The organism is Curtobacterium sp. NPDC089689, from assembly GCF_044749145.1.
Taxonomy (GTDB): Bacteria; Actinomycetota; Actinomycetes; order Actinomycetales; family Microbacteriaceae; genus Curtobacterium.
Window position 1 is genome coordinate 1,503,469 of record NZ_JBIVHJ010000001.1, and the last position, 12,502, is coordinate 1,515,970.

Consider the following 12,502-nt stretch of genomic DNA (forward strand, 5'->3'; position numbering starts at 1 on the left):
CGATCGTGCAGCCGCCCGCTCACACGCCACTGACGCGCCACTGACACCGCTACCGTGGGGGCGTGAGCGACACCGAGACCCCCGACGGCGTGCGGCTCCGGCTCGACATCGCGTACGACGGAGCAGCCTTCTCCGGCTGGGCCCGCCAGCCGGGCCTCCGCACCGTGCAGGGCGCGCTCGAGTCGGCGCTCGCCACGGTCTTCACCCGGTGGGGCGAGCCGCCCGTCCTCACCGTCGCGGGCCGCACGGACGCCGGCGTGCACGCCACCGGACAGGTCGCCCACCTCGACCTCTCGCCCGAACAGTGGGGGGCGTTGCGGGCCAAGCGCGGCACCACCGGGCGCTCGCCGCTGGACGGTCTCGTGAAGCGGGTGAACGGCATCGCGGCGCCCGAGGGCGACGTCGTGGTCACGCGCGCCTCGATCGCCCCGGACGGGTTCGACGCCCGGTTCTCCCCCCTCTGGCGTCGCTACCAGTACCGGGTCGCGGACGCCGACACACCCCGCGACCCACGTCGTCGCGGACACACCACCTGGCACCCGACGCGTCTCGACCCCGCGGCGATGGAGCGCGGTGCGCTGGTGCTGCTCGGGCTGCACGACTTCGCGACCTTCTGCAAGCCGCGCGAGGGGGCGACCACGATCCGGACGCTCCAGGAGTTCCGCTGGGACCGCGAGCCGGACGGCACACTGGTGGCGAGCCTCCAGGCCGACGCGTTCTGCCACTCCATGGTGCGCGCGATGGTCGGGGCGACCATCGCCGTCGGCGAGGGCCGCTTCGGCCCGGAGCGCCTCGAGGCGCTGCGGCGCGCGCAGCAGCGCACCAGCGAGTTCAAGGTGGCGCCGGCCCGCGGGCTCACCCTGACCGAGGTCGGCTACCCGGCCGACGACGCGCTCGCGGCGCGGGCCGACCAGACCCGTGCGCGCCGGACGGTGGACGGACCCGCCACCGGTACGGTCGGGGGATGAGCTCCCGCACCGCCCGGTCCGTCGTCTCCGTCGCGCCCGGTGTGGTGTTCGTCGAGGGACCGGTGTCGAACTGGGTCGTCCTCGCCGAGGAGGACGGGGTCGCGCTGATCGACGCCGGGTACCCCGCGGACACGGACCTCGTGCTCGACACCGTGCGCTGGGCGGGCCACGACCTCGACGACCTCCGCCGCGTGTACGTCACCCACGGGCACGTCGACCACGTCGGCGGCATCCCCGGGATCCTCGAACGATTCCCGCGCGTCGAGGTGCTCGCCCACGCGGACGAGGTCGACAACGTCCGCGGTCCCGGGCGGCAGCAGGTCACCCCCGCGGAGATCGGCGGGCGGCTCGCGGCACCACGGGTGCTCCGGTGGCTCGCCCGGGCGATCGCGTCCGACGCGCTCCGACCGACGACCGTCCCGACCGTCCGCGCCTTCACCGCCGCGGACTTCGACGGCCGCGCGATCACCCCCCTTCCCGGCCGACGGCCACACCGCCGGGTCGACGGCGTACCTCCTCCCGGCCGCGGACGCGATCGTCACGGGTGACGCGGTGGTGTCGCGGCACGACACGCAGCCGGCGTCCTGGTCGCCGCGCCCCCGGATGATCACGCCGTTCTTCACGGCCGACCCGGAACGGGCACTCGAGTCGGCGCGAGCGCTGCCGATGCCGGGCATCCTGCTCCCCGGTCACGGCCCGGCGGTGCACCGCGTCGGGTCGGAGTGGCTGCCCGTCCCGCACTGAGTGGTCCCGGGACGTTCGTACCGGGAAGCAATCATTTACCTGTCCGCAACCTGAGCGACCGTCCAGACAGGTAGGTTCCGAGGGTCGTTGCCCCCCGACCGGGGGGAGCCAACCCACGAACGCGAAGGTCCTCATGCTCCGAACCGAACGCTCGGCGGGGGTGACGAGCCGCACGCTGGTGTGCGCCGTCACCGCCGCAGCACTCGTCGCCGCCCCGCTCGTCGCCGCCGCCCCGGCGTCGGCGAACCCGGACGGCACCGGCCTCGTCATCGAGGAGGCCTACCTCAAGGGCGGCAGCGCGAACCAGCCGTTCACGAACAAGTTCGTCGAGCTCGGCAACCCGACCGACGCCCCGATCAGCGTGGACGGGTGGTCGCTCCAGTACCGCGCCGCGACCAGCACGGGTGCGCCGTCGGTCGGCAGGCTCGCCGGCTCGGTGCCCGCGCACGGCACGTACCTCGTGCAGATGGGGTCCAACGGGTCGACCGGTCAGGCGCTGCCCGAGGCCGACGCCGTCACGGGGCTCAACCCGTCGGGGTCGACGGGCACGCTCGTCCTCGCCGACCGGGCGAGTGCGCTGACCCTCCCCGCCGGTGCCGTCACGACCGGGACGCCCGGCGTCGTCGACCTGCTCGGTTACGGCACGTCGAACACCTTCGAGACCGCGGTGGCGAAGGCCGGCACGGCCAACTCGGTGCCCGACGCGCTGACCCGGACGGGCACGACCGACACGGACTCGAACGCGGCGGACTTCTCGCTGACGAGCACGGTCACCCCGGAGAACGCGGCCGGCGAGACCACCCAGCCGACGGACCCGACCGACCCCACCGACCCGACCGACCCGGGCACGCCCGCGACACCGGCCGAGCAGGTCACCATCGCGCAGCTGCAGGGGTCGACGGACACCTCGCCGTACGTCGGCAAGACCGTGCGCACCGACGGCGTCGTCACCGCCGTGTACGCCACGGGCGGGTTCAACGGCTACACGATCCAGACCGCCGGAACCGGTGGAGCGCTCGACCTGGCGACGCACACGGCCTCCGACGCGGTCTTCGTGTACTCGTCGGCCACCGCGACGAAGGTCGCGATCGGCGACGTCGTGCGCCTCACGGGCACGGTCTCCGAGTTCAACGGCCTGACCGAGCTCACCGTCCCGACCGCCGCGGGGCTCGAGCAGCTGCCGAAGGACGGCGTGGCGAAGCCTGTCCCCGCGACGCTCACCCTCCCGCGCACCGATGCACAGCGCGAGTCGCTCGAGAGCATGCTCGTCGCGCCGCAGGGGGACTACACGGTCGCCGACAACTACACGACGAACCAGTACGGCGAGGTCGTGCTCGCGAGCGGGAAGCAGCGGTTGCTCCAGCCGACCGAGGTCGCCCGTCCGGGCAGCGCCGCAGCCGCCGCCGTCGTCGCCGACAACGCGGCGCGCAAGGTCGTGCTCGACGACGGCGCGAGCACGAACTTCCTCAGTGCCGCGAACCAGTCGATCCCGGTCTCCTGGCTCACCCAGGGCCCGGTCACGGTCGGCGCCGCCGCGACCTTCGACGAGCCCGTCGTCCTCGACTTCCGGAACGACGCGTGGAAGTTCCAGCCGACCTCGCCGATCACCGGGGCCACCCCGGCAGCGGACCTGCCGGTGTCGTTCTCGAACGTCCGCACCGCAGCGCCGGAGAACGTCGGCGGGGACGTCACGCTCGCCGGGTTCAACGTCCTGAACTACTTCCCGACGACCGGCGACCAGCTCACCGGGTGCACGTACTACACGGACCGTGACGGCGACCCCGTGACCGTCAAGGGCGGCTGCGACGCCCGTGGTGCGGCGAACGCGGACGACCTCGCGCGCCAGCAGGTGAAGATCGTCAAGGCGATCAACGGTCTCGGTGCCGACGTCGTCTCGCTCGAGGAGATCGAGAACTCGGCCCGGTTCGGTCAGGACCGCGACGCGGCCGTGGCCACCCTCGTCGCAGCCCTGAACGCGGCGACCGGCAAGGACACCTGGGCCTACGCGAAGTCGCCGGCGAAGGTCCCTGCCAGCGAGGACGTCATCCGCCTCGCGCTGATCTACAAGCAGGACCGCGTGCAGCCGGTCGGCGGGTCGACGATCCTCGACGACGCCGCCTTCGCGAACGCACGACAGCCGCTCGCGCAGGCCTTCGCCCCGGTCGTGAGCAAGCCCGGCAAGGGCAAGGGCGTCGAGAAGCCGAAGCAGGCGGACACGTTCCTCGTCATCGCGAACCACTTCAAGTCGAAGGGCTCCGGGACGGGCGCGGACGCCGACCAGGGCGACGGACAGGGTGCCTCCAACGCCTCCCGTGTCGCGCAGTCGAAGGCGCTCGTGGCGTTCTCGACGACGATGCAGAAGACCGCCGGCACCGACAAGGTGTTCATGCTCGGCGACTTCAACGCCTACAGCCAGGAGGACCCGGTCACGGTGCTCGACGACGCCGGCTACACGGATCTCGGCCCGTCCGAGGACCCGACCGAGTGGTCGTACGTCTTCAGCGGGCTGAGCGGGTCGCTCGACCACGTGTTCGCGTCGAAGGCCGCGCTGAAGACCGTGACGGGCGTGGACATCTGGAACATCAACTCGGTCGAGTCGGTCGGTCTCGAGTACTCGCGCCACGACTACAACGTCACGGACCTGTACCGCGACGACGTCTACCGCGCGAGCGACCACGACCCGATCGTGGTCGGCATCGACCTGCCCGGCGTGGGCCAGCCCGGCAAGCCCGGCGACGGACCCGGCAAGCCCGGCCACGGCCACGCGGGCAGCGGCCCCGTCGCCGCTGCGATCGCAGCGCTGATCGCATGGTTGCGCGGCCTCTTCGGCTGACGGCCGGAACCACCTGACGGACTGGAGGCGCGGTGCCAGCGGGCACCGTGCCTCCAGTCCGTTGCTGGGTGCGTTCGACAACGCGAGTCGCGTCGGGTAGGCTCTCTCCTTGGTCTGTGCGCCCCGTGCGCCGGACAGTCAGATGAGCCCTCCACCGGGCAGTTCCACGTGCATCGCGCGGGGAACACCCACCGGAGCGGGATTCACGGACTCCTCACCTCGACACGAAAGCAGCACACCTGTGACTCGTACGTTCTCCCCGAAGCCGGCAGACGTCCAGCACGACTGGATCGTCATCGATGCGACCGACGTCGTCCTCGGCCGCCTCGCCACCCACGCGGCTGCGCTCCTGCGCGGCAAGCACAAGGCCACCTTCGCCCAGCACATGGACATGGGTGACTACGTCATCATCATCAACGCGGACAAGGTCGCCCTCACCGGCTCCAAGCTCGCCAAGAAGGTCTACTACCGTCACTCGGGCTACCCGGGCGGCCTCACGGCGACCTCCTACCCGGAGATGCTCGAGAAGCACCCCACCCGCGCCGTCGAGAAGGCGATCCGCGGCATGCTGCCGAAGAACACCCTCGGCCGTGAGCAGCTCAAGAAGCTGAAGGTCTACGCCGGCGCGGAGCACCCGCACGCCGCGCAGCAGCCCAAGGCGTACACCTTCGACCAGGTCGCGCAGTAACGACGGCCACGACGACTTCAAGGACTGATACAACTCATGGCACAGATCGCTGACTCCCTCGACCAGACCCCGGAGAGCTTCACCACGGAGAGCGCACCCGCCGCTGCCGAGGCTGCTCCCCGCCAGATCCTCAACGTCTCGGGCGGTGCCGTCGGGCGCCGCAAGGAGGCCATCGCCCGCGTCCGCCTCGTCCCCGGTGGCGGCGCGTTCACGGTCAACGGCCGCACGCTCGAGGACTACTTCCCGAACAAGCTGCACCAGCAGCTGATCAACGACCCGTTCAAGGTGCTCGAACTCCTCGGCGCCTACGACGTCACCGCCCGCATCACCGGTGGTGGCCCCTCGGGTCAGGCCGGTGCGCTCCGCCTCGCCATCGCGCGTGCGCTGAACGAGATCGACCGCGAGAACAACCGCCCGGCGCTCAAGAAGGCCGGCTTCCTCACCCGTGACGCCCGCGTCATCGAGCGCAAGAAGGCCGGTCTCAAGAAGGCCCGCAAGGCGTCGCAGTTCTCGAAGCGCTAGTCGCTCACCGAACCCGATCGCAATGCCGCGTCTGTTCGGTACCGACGGTGTTCGTGGTCTCGCCAACGGCGAGCTAACGGCCGCGCTGGCTCTGGGTCTCGCCCAGGCCAGCGCGGCCGTGCTCACACACGGACACCATGCGGACGCCCGTCGGGCGTCCGGTCGACCGCGCCCCCGCGCGGTCCTGGCGCGCGACCCGCGCGTCTCCGGTGAGTTCCTCGGCGCGGCCGTCGCCGCCGGGCTCGCCTCCGCCGGCGTCGACGTGCTCGACGCCGGGGTCATCCCCACCCCCGCTGCCGCGTTCCTCGTCGCGGACATCGACGCCGACTTCGGCGTGATGATCTCCGCGTCGCACAACCCGGCCCCCGACAACGGGATCAAGTTCTTCGCCGCCGGCGGCCGCAAGCTGCCGGACGAGGTCGAGGACCGCATCGAGGCGGCCATGCACGACCACTCGGCGCCCACCCCGACCGGCGGCGACGTCGGACGGATCACGCGGTTCGCCGACGCCGAGGACCGCTACGTCGTGCACCTGCTCGGCACGCTCCCGGCGCGGCTCGACGGTATCCACGTGGTGCTCGACTGCGCCAACGGTGCGGCCTCGGCCGTCTCGCCCGAGGTCTTCGTCAACGCCGGTGCCCGCGTCACCCTGATCGGCGCCGACCCCGACGGCGTGAACATCAACGACGGTGTCGGCTCGACCCACATCGACAACCTGGCGCGGGCCGTGCTCGAGGCGGGGGCCGACGTCGGCATCGCGCACGACGGCGACGCCGACCGCTGCCTCGCGGTGGACGCCGCGGGCAACGCCGTCGACGGTGACCAGATCATGGCGATCCTCGCGCTGTCGCTGAAGGAGCGCGGGCAGCTGGCGTCGGACACCCTCGTGGCGACCGTCATGTCGAACCTCGGGCTCTTCCGGGCCATGTCGGACGCCGGCATCTCGGTCGAGCAGACCGCCGTGGGGGACCGCTACGTGCTCGAGCGCATGAACGAGGGCGGGTTCTCCCTCGGCGGCGAGCAGTCCGGCCACGTCATCTTCCACGAGTACGCCACCACGGGCGACGGCATCCTCACGGGGCTGCACCTCGTCGCGGAGATGGCGCGAACGGGCAAGTCGCTCGCGCAGCTCGCGGAGTGCATGACGGTGTTCCCGCAGGTCCTGCTCAACGTCCGGGGCGTCGACCGCACCGGCCTCGACGACCAGGGCGTGCAGGAGGCCGTCGCGGCGCACACCGCTGCGCTCGGGGACTCCGGGCGCGTGCTGTTGCGGCCGTCCGGGACCGAGCCCGTCGTGCGGGTCATGGTCGAGGCGGCGTCGCAGGCCGATGCCGAGCGCATCGCCGAGGACCTCGCGGACGTCGTGCGCGCGCGGCTCGCGATCGAGGACGCTGCGTAGGGTCCGCTCGCCGAACCCTGCTGCTGCGGCTGGCGCGAAATGCCGCCGCACAACCAAAGGCCCTCGGAACCACGTCATCGCGTGGTTCCGAGGGCCTTTGGTTGTGCGAGCGCGATCCGCTGGTCGTGCGAGCGCGATCCGCGCCGCGGACGCGTGCTCCCCGTGACGCCCGCCCGCGTCAGATCTTGCGGAGCAGCACCGAGTTGACCTTGTGGTTCGCGCCCTTCTTGAGCACGAGGGTCGCCCGGGAGCGCGTCGGAAGCACGTTCTCGACGAGGTTCGGCTCGTTGATCGCCCGCCACACCTCCGTCGCCGTGCGCACCGCGTCCTCGCGCGAGAGCGAGGCGAAGCGGTGGAAGAAGGAGTCCGGGCTGGAGAACGCCTCTTCCTGCAGGGCGAGGAACCGGTCGACGTACCAGGACTCGATGTCCTTCGTCTTCGCATCGACGTAGATCGTGAAGTCGAAGAGGTCGGACAGTGCCAGGCGCCCGTTGGTCGGCGCCGCGAGCACGTTCAGTCCCTCGACGATGAGGATGTCCGGCTGCCGGACGACCACCTCGGCGTCGGGGACGATGTCGTAGACGAGGTGCGAGTAGAACGGTGCACGGACCTCCGCCGCGCCGCTCTTCACCTGGCTGACGAACCGCAGCAGGGACCGACGGTCGTACGACTCCGGGAAGCCCTTGCGGTCCATGATCCCGCGGCGCTCGAGTTCGGCGTTCGGGTACAGGAACCCGTCGGTCGTCACGAGTTCGACGCGGGGTGTGTCCGGCCACCGTTTCGTCAGTTCGCGCAGCAGTCGCGCGACGGTGGACTTGCCGACCGCGACGGAGCCTGCGACGCCGATGACGAACGGCGTCCGGCTCGCGCGCTCCCCGAGGAAGGCGGAGGTCGACGCGTGCAGGTTGCGGGCGCCGGCCGCGTACAGCGTCAGGAGGCGTGACAGCGGCAGGTAGACCTCCTGGACCTCCTGCATGTCCAACCGGTCGCCGAGCCCGCGCAGCTGCACGATCTCGGTCTCGGTGAGGGACAGGTGCTCCCTCGGCGCGAGCTGCGCCCACTCGTCGCGGGGGATCTCCACGAAGGGGGTCGGGTGCGCGACGGTGGTGTCCGTGATCGGCATGGGGACGAGCGTACCGACGGGAGGCCCGGATCACGTGAGCAGGCGCGCTCACGTGATCCTCCCCATCGGGCACGGCCGGCCCGCCGCTGGCGCGTCGGTCCGGAACCGGCCGACGTGGCCCCGCCTCCCGTCCGGTGCGCCGGAGCGCGTCTGCCGGATGCGGCTGCCCGTCAGGCGGGCAGGGCCGCCTCGATGGCGGCGACGACCTCGGGGGCGTCCGGCTTGGTGGTCGGACGGAACCGCGTCACGGTGCCGTCCGGCGCGACGAGGAACTTCTCGAAGTTCCAGCTCACCCGGCCGGCCTTGCCCGCGCTGTCCGGCGTCTCCTTGAGTGCCTGGTAGAGCGGGTGAGCGCCCTTGCCGTTGACCTTGACCTTCTCGGACATCGGGAACGTGACGCCCCAGGTCGTCGAGCAGTACTCCTCGATCGCCTCGGACGAGCCGAGTTCCTGCAGGAACTGGTTGCTCGGGAACCCGAGGACCGTGAAGCCGCGCGGGCCGTACGCCTTCTGGAGTTCCTCGAGCTGCTCGTACTGCGGCGCCAGGCCGCACCGCGAGGCAACGTTCACCACGAGCACGGCCTTGTCGGAGAACTGCCCGAACGTGGTGTGCTCACCGTGCAGCGTCGTGATCTCGATGTGGTCGAACCGTCCCATGTGACGGACGTTAGTCCACCAGGTCGAGATCAGCCTGTCGCCGGACGAACGCCCGCATGTGCGGCACCGTGTAAGCGATCCGCCCTCGCTGCGGCGCGAACACGATGCCCTTGCCGATGAGTGCCTGACGCGCCTGGCTGGTGGCCTTCGCGGGGACGCCCAGGCGGCTCGCGACCTCGCCGGTCGAGGACTCACCCTCAGGGTCGTCGGACATCGCGACGAGGTACTGGCGCTCAGCGGGCGTCGCACTCGCCCAGCGCCCGGGGAAGAACCCGCTGTCCAACTCGGCGTTCCCGCGTTCGATGGCTCCGTCGGCGTCCGCTCGGGTGATCCGCTTGTCCGCCGCCAGGTCCCACGCGGCAGATCCGTACGTCTGCAGGAAGTACGGGTAGCCGCCCGCCGCGTCGACGATGGTGTCGAGCGCGTCCGGATCGAACGTGACCCCGGACCGCTGCGCCGGCAGGACGAGCGCGTCCGCAGCGGCCCCGGAGGGGAGCGAGCCGATCTCGCGGTAGTCGAACAGGCGCTCCGCGTACGACTTCGCCGTGGTGAGCGCCCCGGGCACACTCGGCAGCCCGGCTCCGACCACGACGAACGGCCACTCGCGCTGGCCCGCCCGGTGCTGCACGGAGATCAACGCGGCGAGCAGCGCGGGTTCGAGGTCCTGGAGTTCGTCGACGAACAGCGCGAGCACCCGCTGCTGTTCGCGGAGTGCGGGCGCGAGGTCCTCGACGAGCTCTTCGAGGTCGATCTCGATCACGCCGGTGTCTGCGCGCCCGACCGAGGCCTCGACGTCGACGGAGAACCCCATGCCCCCGAACTGCACGCTGAACGCCTTCACCGTGGCCAGCGCGTCCCGCACTGCGGAGGTCAGCGCCCTTCCTCGGTGCAGACGGCGTGCTGCGAGGGCGATCTCACGGGCGAGTCGCCGACGGGTGGTCTGCTGCCCCGAGTCCGACGTCTGCCCTTCCACGTCGACCACGAGCCAGCCGGCCGAGTCGGCCTGCGCCCGGAACTGGTTCAGCAGGACGGTCTTGCCGACTCCCCGGAGCCCGTGCAGGACGAGGCTGCGCGAGGTCTGGCCGCGACGGGACCGCGCGACCAGGAGGTCGAACGCGTCGACCTCGGGCTGGCGTCCGACGAGTTCCGGCGGCCGCAAGCCGGCACCGGGGGCGTACGGGTTCAGTTCGGCGCGCATCTCTCACAATCTGATCCGGTCTGTGGTGAACATCAGACTACGGCAGAAACCGTCAGATGACGAGACGGCATCGATCCGGCCGCTTGGCAGGGTCACCGCCCAGGCAGACCGTAGGATCGACGCCATGTGTGGAATCGTCGGCTACGTCGGCAGCAACAGCAGTCAGGACGTGCTCCTGGGAGGACTCCGTCGGCTCGAGTACCGCGGCTACGACTCGGCGGGCATCGCCGTCGTCGACCGTCCGGGCGACCTCGTCTCGGCCAAGAAGGCCGGCAAGCTCCAGGCGCTCGTCGACGAACTCGAGTCGCACCCCATCGCGGACGGCGGCACCGGCATCGGTCACACCCGCTGGGCCACGCACGGCGGGCCGACCGACGGCAACGCCCACCCGCACCTCGCGGACGGCGGCAAGCTCGCCCTCATCCACAACGGCATCATCGAGAACTTCGCCGAGCTCCGCGCCGAGCTGCAGGCCGAGGGCGTCGAGTTCACCAGCGAGACCGACTCCGAGGTCGCGGCGCACCTCGTCGCGCGGTCGTTCCGCGAGACCGGGGACCTGACGGACGCCATGCAGCAGGCCGTGCAGCGGCTCGAGGGCGCGTTCACGCTCCTCGTCGTGCACGCCGACCAGCCCGGCGTCGTCGTCGGTGCCCGGCGGAACTCCCCGCTCGTGGTCGGCCTCGGCGACGGCGAGAACTTCATGGGCTCCGACGTCGCCGCGTTCGTGGCGTACACGCAGCGGGCCCTCGCGATCGGACAGGACGAGATCGCCACGATCCGCCCCGACGGCGTCGACGTGATCCACTTCGACGGCACCCCGGCGTCGCCGAGCGAGTTCGAGGTCAACTGGGACGCCTCGGCCGCCGACAAGGGCGGTTGGTCGTCCTTCATGGCGAAGGAGATCAGCGAGGAGCCCGAGGCCGTCGCGAAGACGATCCTCGGCCGCGTCCACGACGGCGCCGTCACCCTGACGGACCTCGACCCGATCGCCGAGCGCCTCGCGACCGTCGAGCGTGTCATCGTCATCGCGTGCGGGACCGCCGCCTACGCCGGCATCCTCGGCAAGTACGCGATCGAGCAGTGGGCCCGTGTCCCCGTCGAGGTCGAGCTCGCGCACGAGTTCCGGTACCGCGACCCCGTGCTCGACGAGCGCACGCTCGTCGTCTCGATCAGCCAGTCCGGCGAGACCATGGACACGCTCATGGCCGTCAAGTACGCCCGTGAGCAGGGGGCGCAGGTCCTCTCCGTCTGCAACACCCAGGGCGCGACGATCCCGCGCGAGTCCGACGCGGTCATCTACACGCACGCCGGACCCGAGGTCGCCGTGGCCTCGACGAAGGCGTTCATCGCGCAGGGCGTCGCGCTGTACCTGCTCGGGCTGCACCTCGCGACCCTGCGCGGGACGTTGACGGCCGAGCAGATCGCCGAGCAGGTCGCCGAGCTCGAGGGCCTCGCTCCGAAGCTGCAGCAGACCATCGACGACGCGTCCGGCATCAAGGACCTCGCCCGCTGGATGGCGGACACCCGGAGCGTCCTGTTCCTCGGCCGCCACGTCGGGTACCCCATCGCGCTCGAGGGGGCGCTCAAGCTCAAGGAGCTCGCGTACATCCACGCCGAGGGCTTCGCCGCCGGTGAGCTGAAGCACGGTCCGATCGCCCTGATCGAGCCCGGGCAGATCGTCTTCGTCATCGTGCCGTCGCCGCGCGACAGCCGCTCGCTGCACCCGAAGGTGGTGTCGAACATCCAGGAGATCCGCGCCCGCGGCGCCCGGGTGATCGCCATCGCGGAAGAGGGCGACGCCGCCGTGCTGCCCTTCGCCGACGAGGTCCTGCGCATCCCGCTCGCGACGCCGCTGTTCGAGCCGCTGCTCGCGGTCGCGCCGCTGCACATGTTCGGCATGGAGCTCGCCGCGGCCAAGGGCCTCGACGTCGACCAGCCGCGCAACCTCGCGAAGTCGGTCACCGTCGAGTAGTCGCTCGTGATCATCGGCATCGGGGTGGACGTCGTCGACCTGGAACGCTTCCGGGGTGTGCTCGAGCGCACCCCGGCGCTCCGGACGCGCCTGTTCACGCCGGCCGAGCTCGTCCGCGACGGGGAGCCCCGGCCCGCCGCGTCGCTCGCCGCCCGGTTCGCCGCGAAGGAGGCGCTCATCAAGGCCTTCGGCACGAGCGCGGGCCTGAGCTGGCAGGAGCTCGAGGTCGTCGCGGACGACCAGCGGAACCCGTCGCTGACCCTCCACGAGGGTGCTCGGCAGGTGGCGGAGCAGCGTGGCGTGACGAGCGTGCACCTGTCGCTGTCGCACGATGGAGGGATCGCGACGGCGTTCGTGATCATCGAAGGGAAGTCGGATTGACCAGCCACTCTCGGTTGC

12 protein-coding genes are annotated in these 12,502 nt (G+C 71.2%); 9 read left to right on the plus strand and 3 right to left on the minus strand.

Translation table 11 applies throughout. The features are described from left to right. Nucleotides 1–62: 62 nt before the first annotated feature. The 7 genes from ACIPYW_RS07355 (at nt 63) to glmM (ending at nt 7,154) form a co-directional block, all read left to right on the plus strand. Nucleotides 63–968 (plus strand): tRNA pseudouridine synthase A, encoded by a 906-nt coding sequence (locus tag ACIPYW_RS07355; protein ID WP_400412224.1) that lies wholly within the window; start codon nt 63–65, stop codon nt 966–968. Next, nucleotides 965–1,516 carry an MBL fold metallo-hydrolase gene (locus tag ACIPYW_RS07360; RefSeq protein ID WP_400412226.1) on the plus strand — a complete coding sequence of 184 codons (552 nt, stop codon included), beginning with the start codon at nt 965–967 and terminating at the stop codon, nt 1,514–1,516. The genes ACIPYW_RS07355 and ACIPYW_RS07360 overlap by 4 nt, the downstream gene beginning before the upstream one ends. A 55-nt stretch (nt 1,517–1,571) precedes the next feature. Next, the gene (locus tag ACIPYW_RS07365; RefSeq protein ID WP_400412229.1) at nt 1,572–1,712 is read left to right on the plus strand and encodes a hypothetical protein; all 141 of its coding nucleotides are present in this window, start codon (nt 1,572–1,574) and stop codon (nt 1,710–1,712) included. A 133-nt stretch (nt 1,713–1,845) separates the two neighbouring features. Further along, nucleotides 1,846–4,545: an ExeM/NucH family extracellular endonuclease gene (locus ACIPYW_RS07370; RefSeq protein ID WP_400412231.1), complete on the plus strand. Its 2,700-nt coding sequence runs from the start codon at nt 1,846–1,848 to the stop codon at nt 4,543–4,545. A gap of 241 nt (nt 4,546–4,786) precedes the next feature. Continuing rightward, nucleotides 4,787–5,233 carry a 50S ribosomal protein L13 gene (rplM, locus tag ACIPYW_RS07375; protein WP_022904636.1) on the plus strand — a complete coding sequence of 149 codons (447 nt, stop codon included), beginning with the start codon at nt 4,787–4,789 and terminating at the stop codon, nt 5,231–5,233. 36 nt (nt 5,234–5,269) lie between these two features. Then, nucleotides 5,270–5,755: a 30S ribosomal protein S9 gene (gene rpsI, locus ACIPYW_RS07380; protein WP_175328271.1), complete on the plus strand. Its 486-nt coding sequence runs from the start codon at nt 5,270–5,272 to the stop codon at nt 5,753–5,755. Nucleotides 5,756–5,777: 22 nt separating this feature from the next. Further along, a complete protein-coding gene (gene glmM, locus ACIPYW_RS07385) occupies nt 5,778–7,154 on the plus strand; it encodes a phosphoglucosamine mutase (protein ID WP_290133592.1) in 1,377 nt (458 codons plus the stop codon). A gap of 178 nt (nt 7,155–7,332) precedes the next feature. Here glmM and coaA read toward each other — a convergent pair whose 3' ends face one another. The 3 genes from coaA to ACIPYW_RS07400 form a co-directional block, all read right to left on the minus strand. Then, complete coding sequence (coaA, locus tag ACIPYW_RS07390; protein ID WP_400412234.1) at nt 7,333–8,277, minus strand: type I pantothenate kinase; 945 nt, start codon at nt 8,275–8,277, stop codon at nt 7,333–7,335. A gap of 170 nt (nt 8,278–8,447) precedes the next feature. After that, complete coding sequence (locus ACIPYW_RS07395) at nt 8,448–8,933, minus strand: glutathione peroxidase (RefSeq protein ID WP_400412237.1); 486 nt, start codon at nt 8,931–8,933, stop codon at nt 8,448–8,450. A 10-nt stretch (nt 8,934–8,943) separates the two neighbouring features. Beyond that, nucleotides 8,944–10,131 carry an ATP-binding protein gene (locus tag ACIPYW_RS07400; RefSeq protein ID WP_400412239.1) on the minus strand — a complete coding sequence of 396 codons (1,188 nt, stop codon included), beginning with the start codon at nt 10,129–10,131 and terminating at the stop codon, nt 8,944–8,946. Between the two features lie 124 nt (nt 10,132–10,255). Between ACIPYW_RS07400 and glmS the strand changes: the two genes are divergently transcribed. Both glmS and ACIPYW_RS07410 read left to right on the plus strand, forming a co-directional pair. Then, on the plus strand, nt 10,256–12,103 hold the full coding sequence (glmS, locus tag ACIPYW_RS07405) for a glutamine--fructose-6-phosphate transaminase (isomerizing) (RefSeq protein WP_400412240.1): 1,848 nt from the start codon (nt 10,256–10,258) through the stop codon (nt 12,101–12,103). A 6-nt stretch (nt 12,104–12,109) separates the two neighbouring features. After that, nucleotides 12,110–12,484 (plus strand): holo-ACP synthase, encoded by a 375-nt coding sequence (locus ACIPYW_RS07410; protein ID WP_400412241.1) that lies wholly within the window; start codon nt 12,110–12,112, stop codon nt 12,482–12,484. Nucleotides 12,485–12,502 lie beyond the last annotated feature (18 nt).

What these genes read in the sequence shown, in the direction of transcription:
- ACIPYW_RS07360 (WP_400412226.1), top strand. Translation starts at nt 965, where the DNA reads ATGAGCTCCCGCACCGCCCGGTCCGTCGTCTCCGTCGCGCCCGGTGTG.
- ACIPYW_RS07365 (WP_400412229.1), top strand. Translation starts at nt 1,572, where the DNA reads ATGATCACGCCGTTCTTCACGGCCGACCCGGAACGGGCACTCGAGTCG.
- ACIPYW_RS07370 (WP_400412231.1), top strand. Translation starts at nt 1,846, where the DNA reads ATGCTCCGAACCGAACGCTCGGCGGGGGTGACGAGCCGCACGCTGGTG.
- rpsI (WP_175328271.1), top strand. Translation starts at nt 5,270, where the DNA reads ATGGCACAGATCGCTGACTCCCTCGACCAGACCCCGGAGAGCTTCACC.
- glmM (WP_290133592.1), top strand. Translation starts at nt 5,778, where the DNA reads ATGCCGCGTCTGTTCGGTACCGACGGTGTTCGTGGTCTCGCCAACGGC.
- coaA (WP_400412234.1), bottom strand. Translation starts at nt 8,277, where the DNA reads ATGCCGATCACGGACACCACCGTCGCGCACCCGACCCCCTTCGTGGAG.
- ACIPYW_RS07395 (WP_400412237.1), bottom strand. Translation starts at nt 8,933, where the DNA reads ATGGGACGGTTCGACCACATCGAGATCACGACGCTGCACGGTGAGCAC.
- ACIPYW_RS07400 (WP_400412239.1), bottom strand. Translation starts at nt 10,131, where the DNA reads ATGCGCGCCGAACTGAACCCGTACGCCCCCGGTGCCGGCTTGCGGCCG.
- glmS (WP_400412240.1), top strand. Translation starts at nt 10,256, where the DNA reads ATGTGTGGAATCGTCGGCTACGTCGGCAGCAACAGCAGTCAGGACGTG.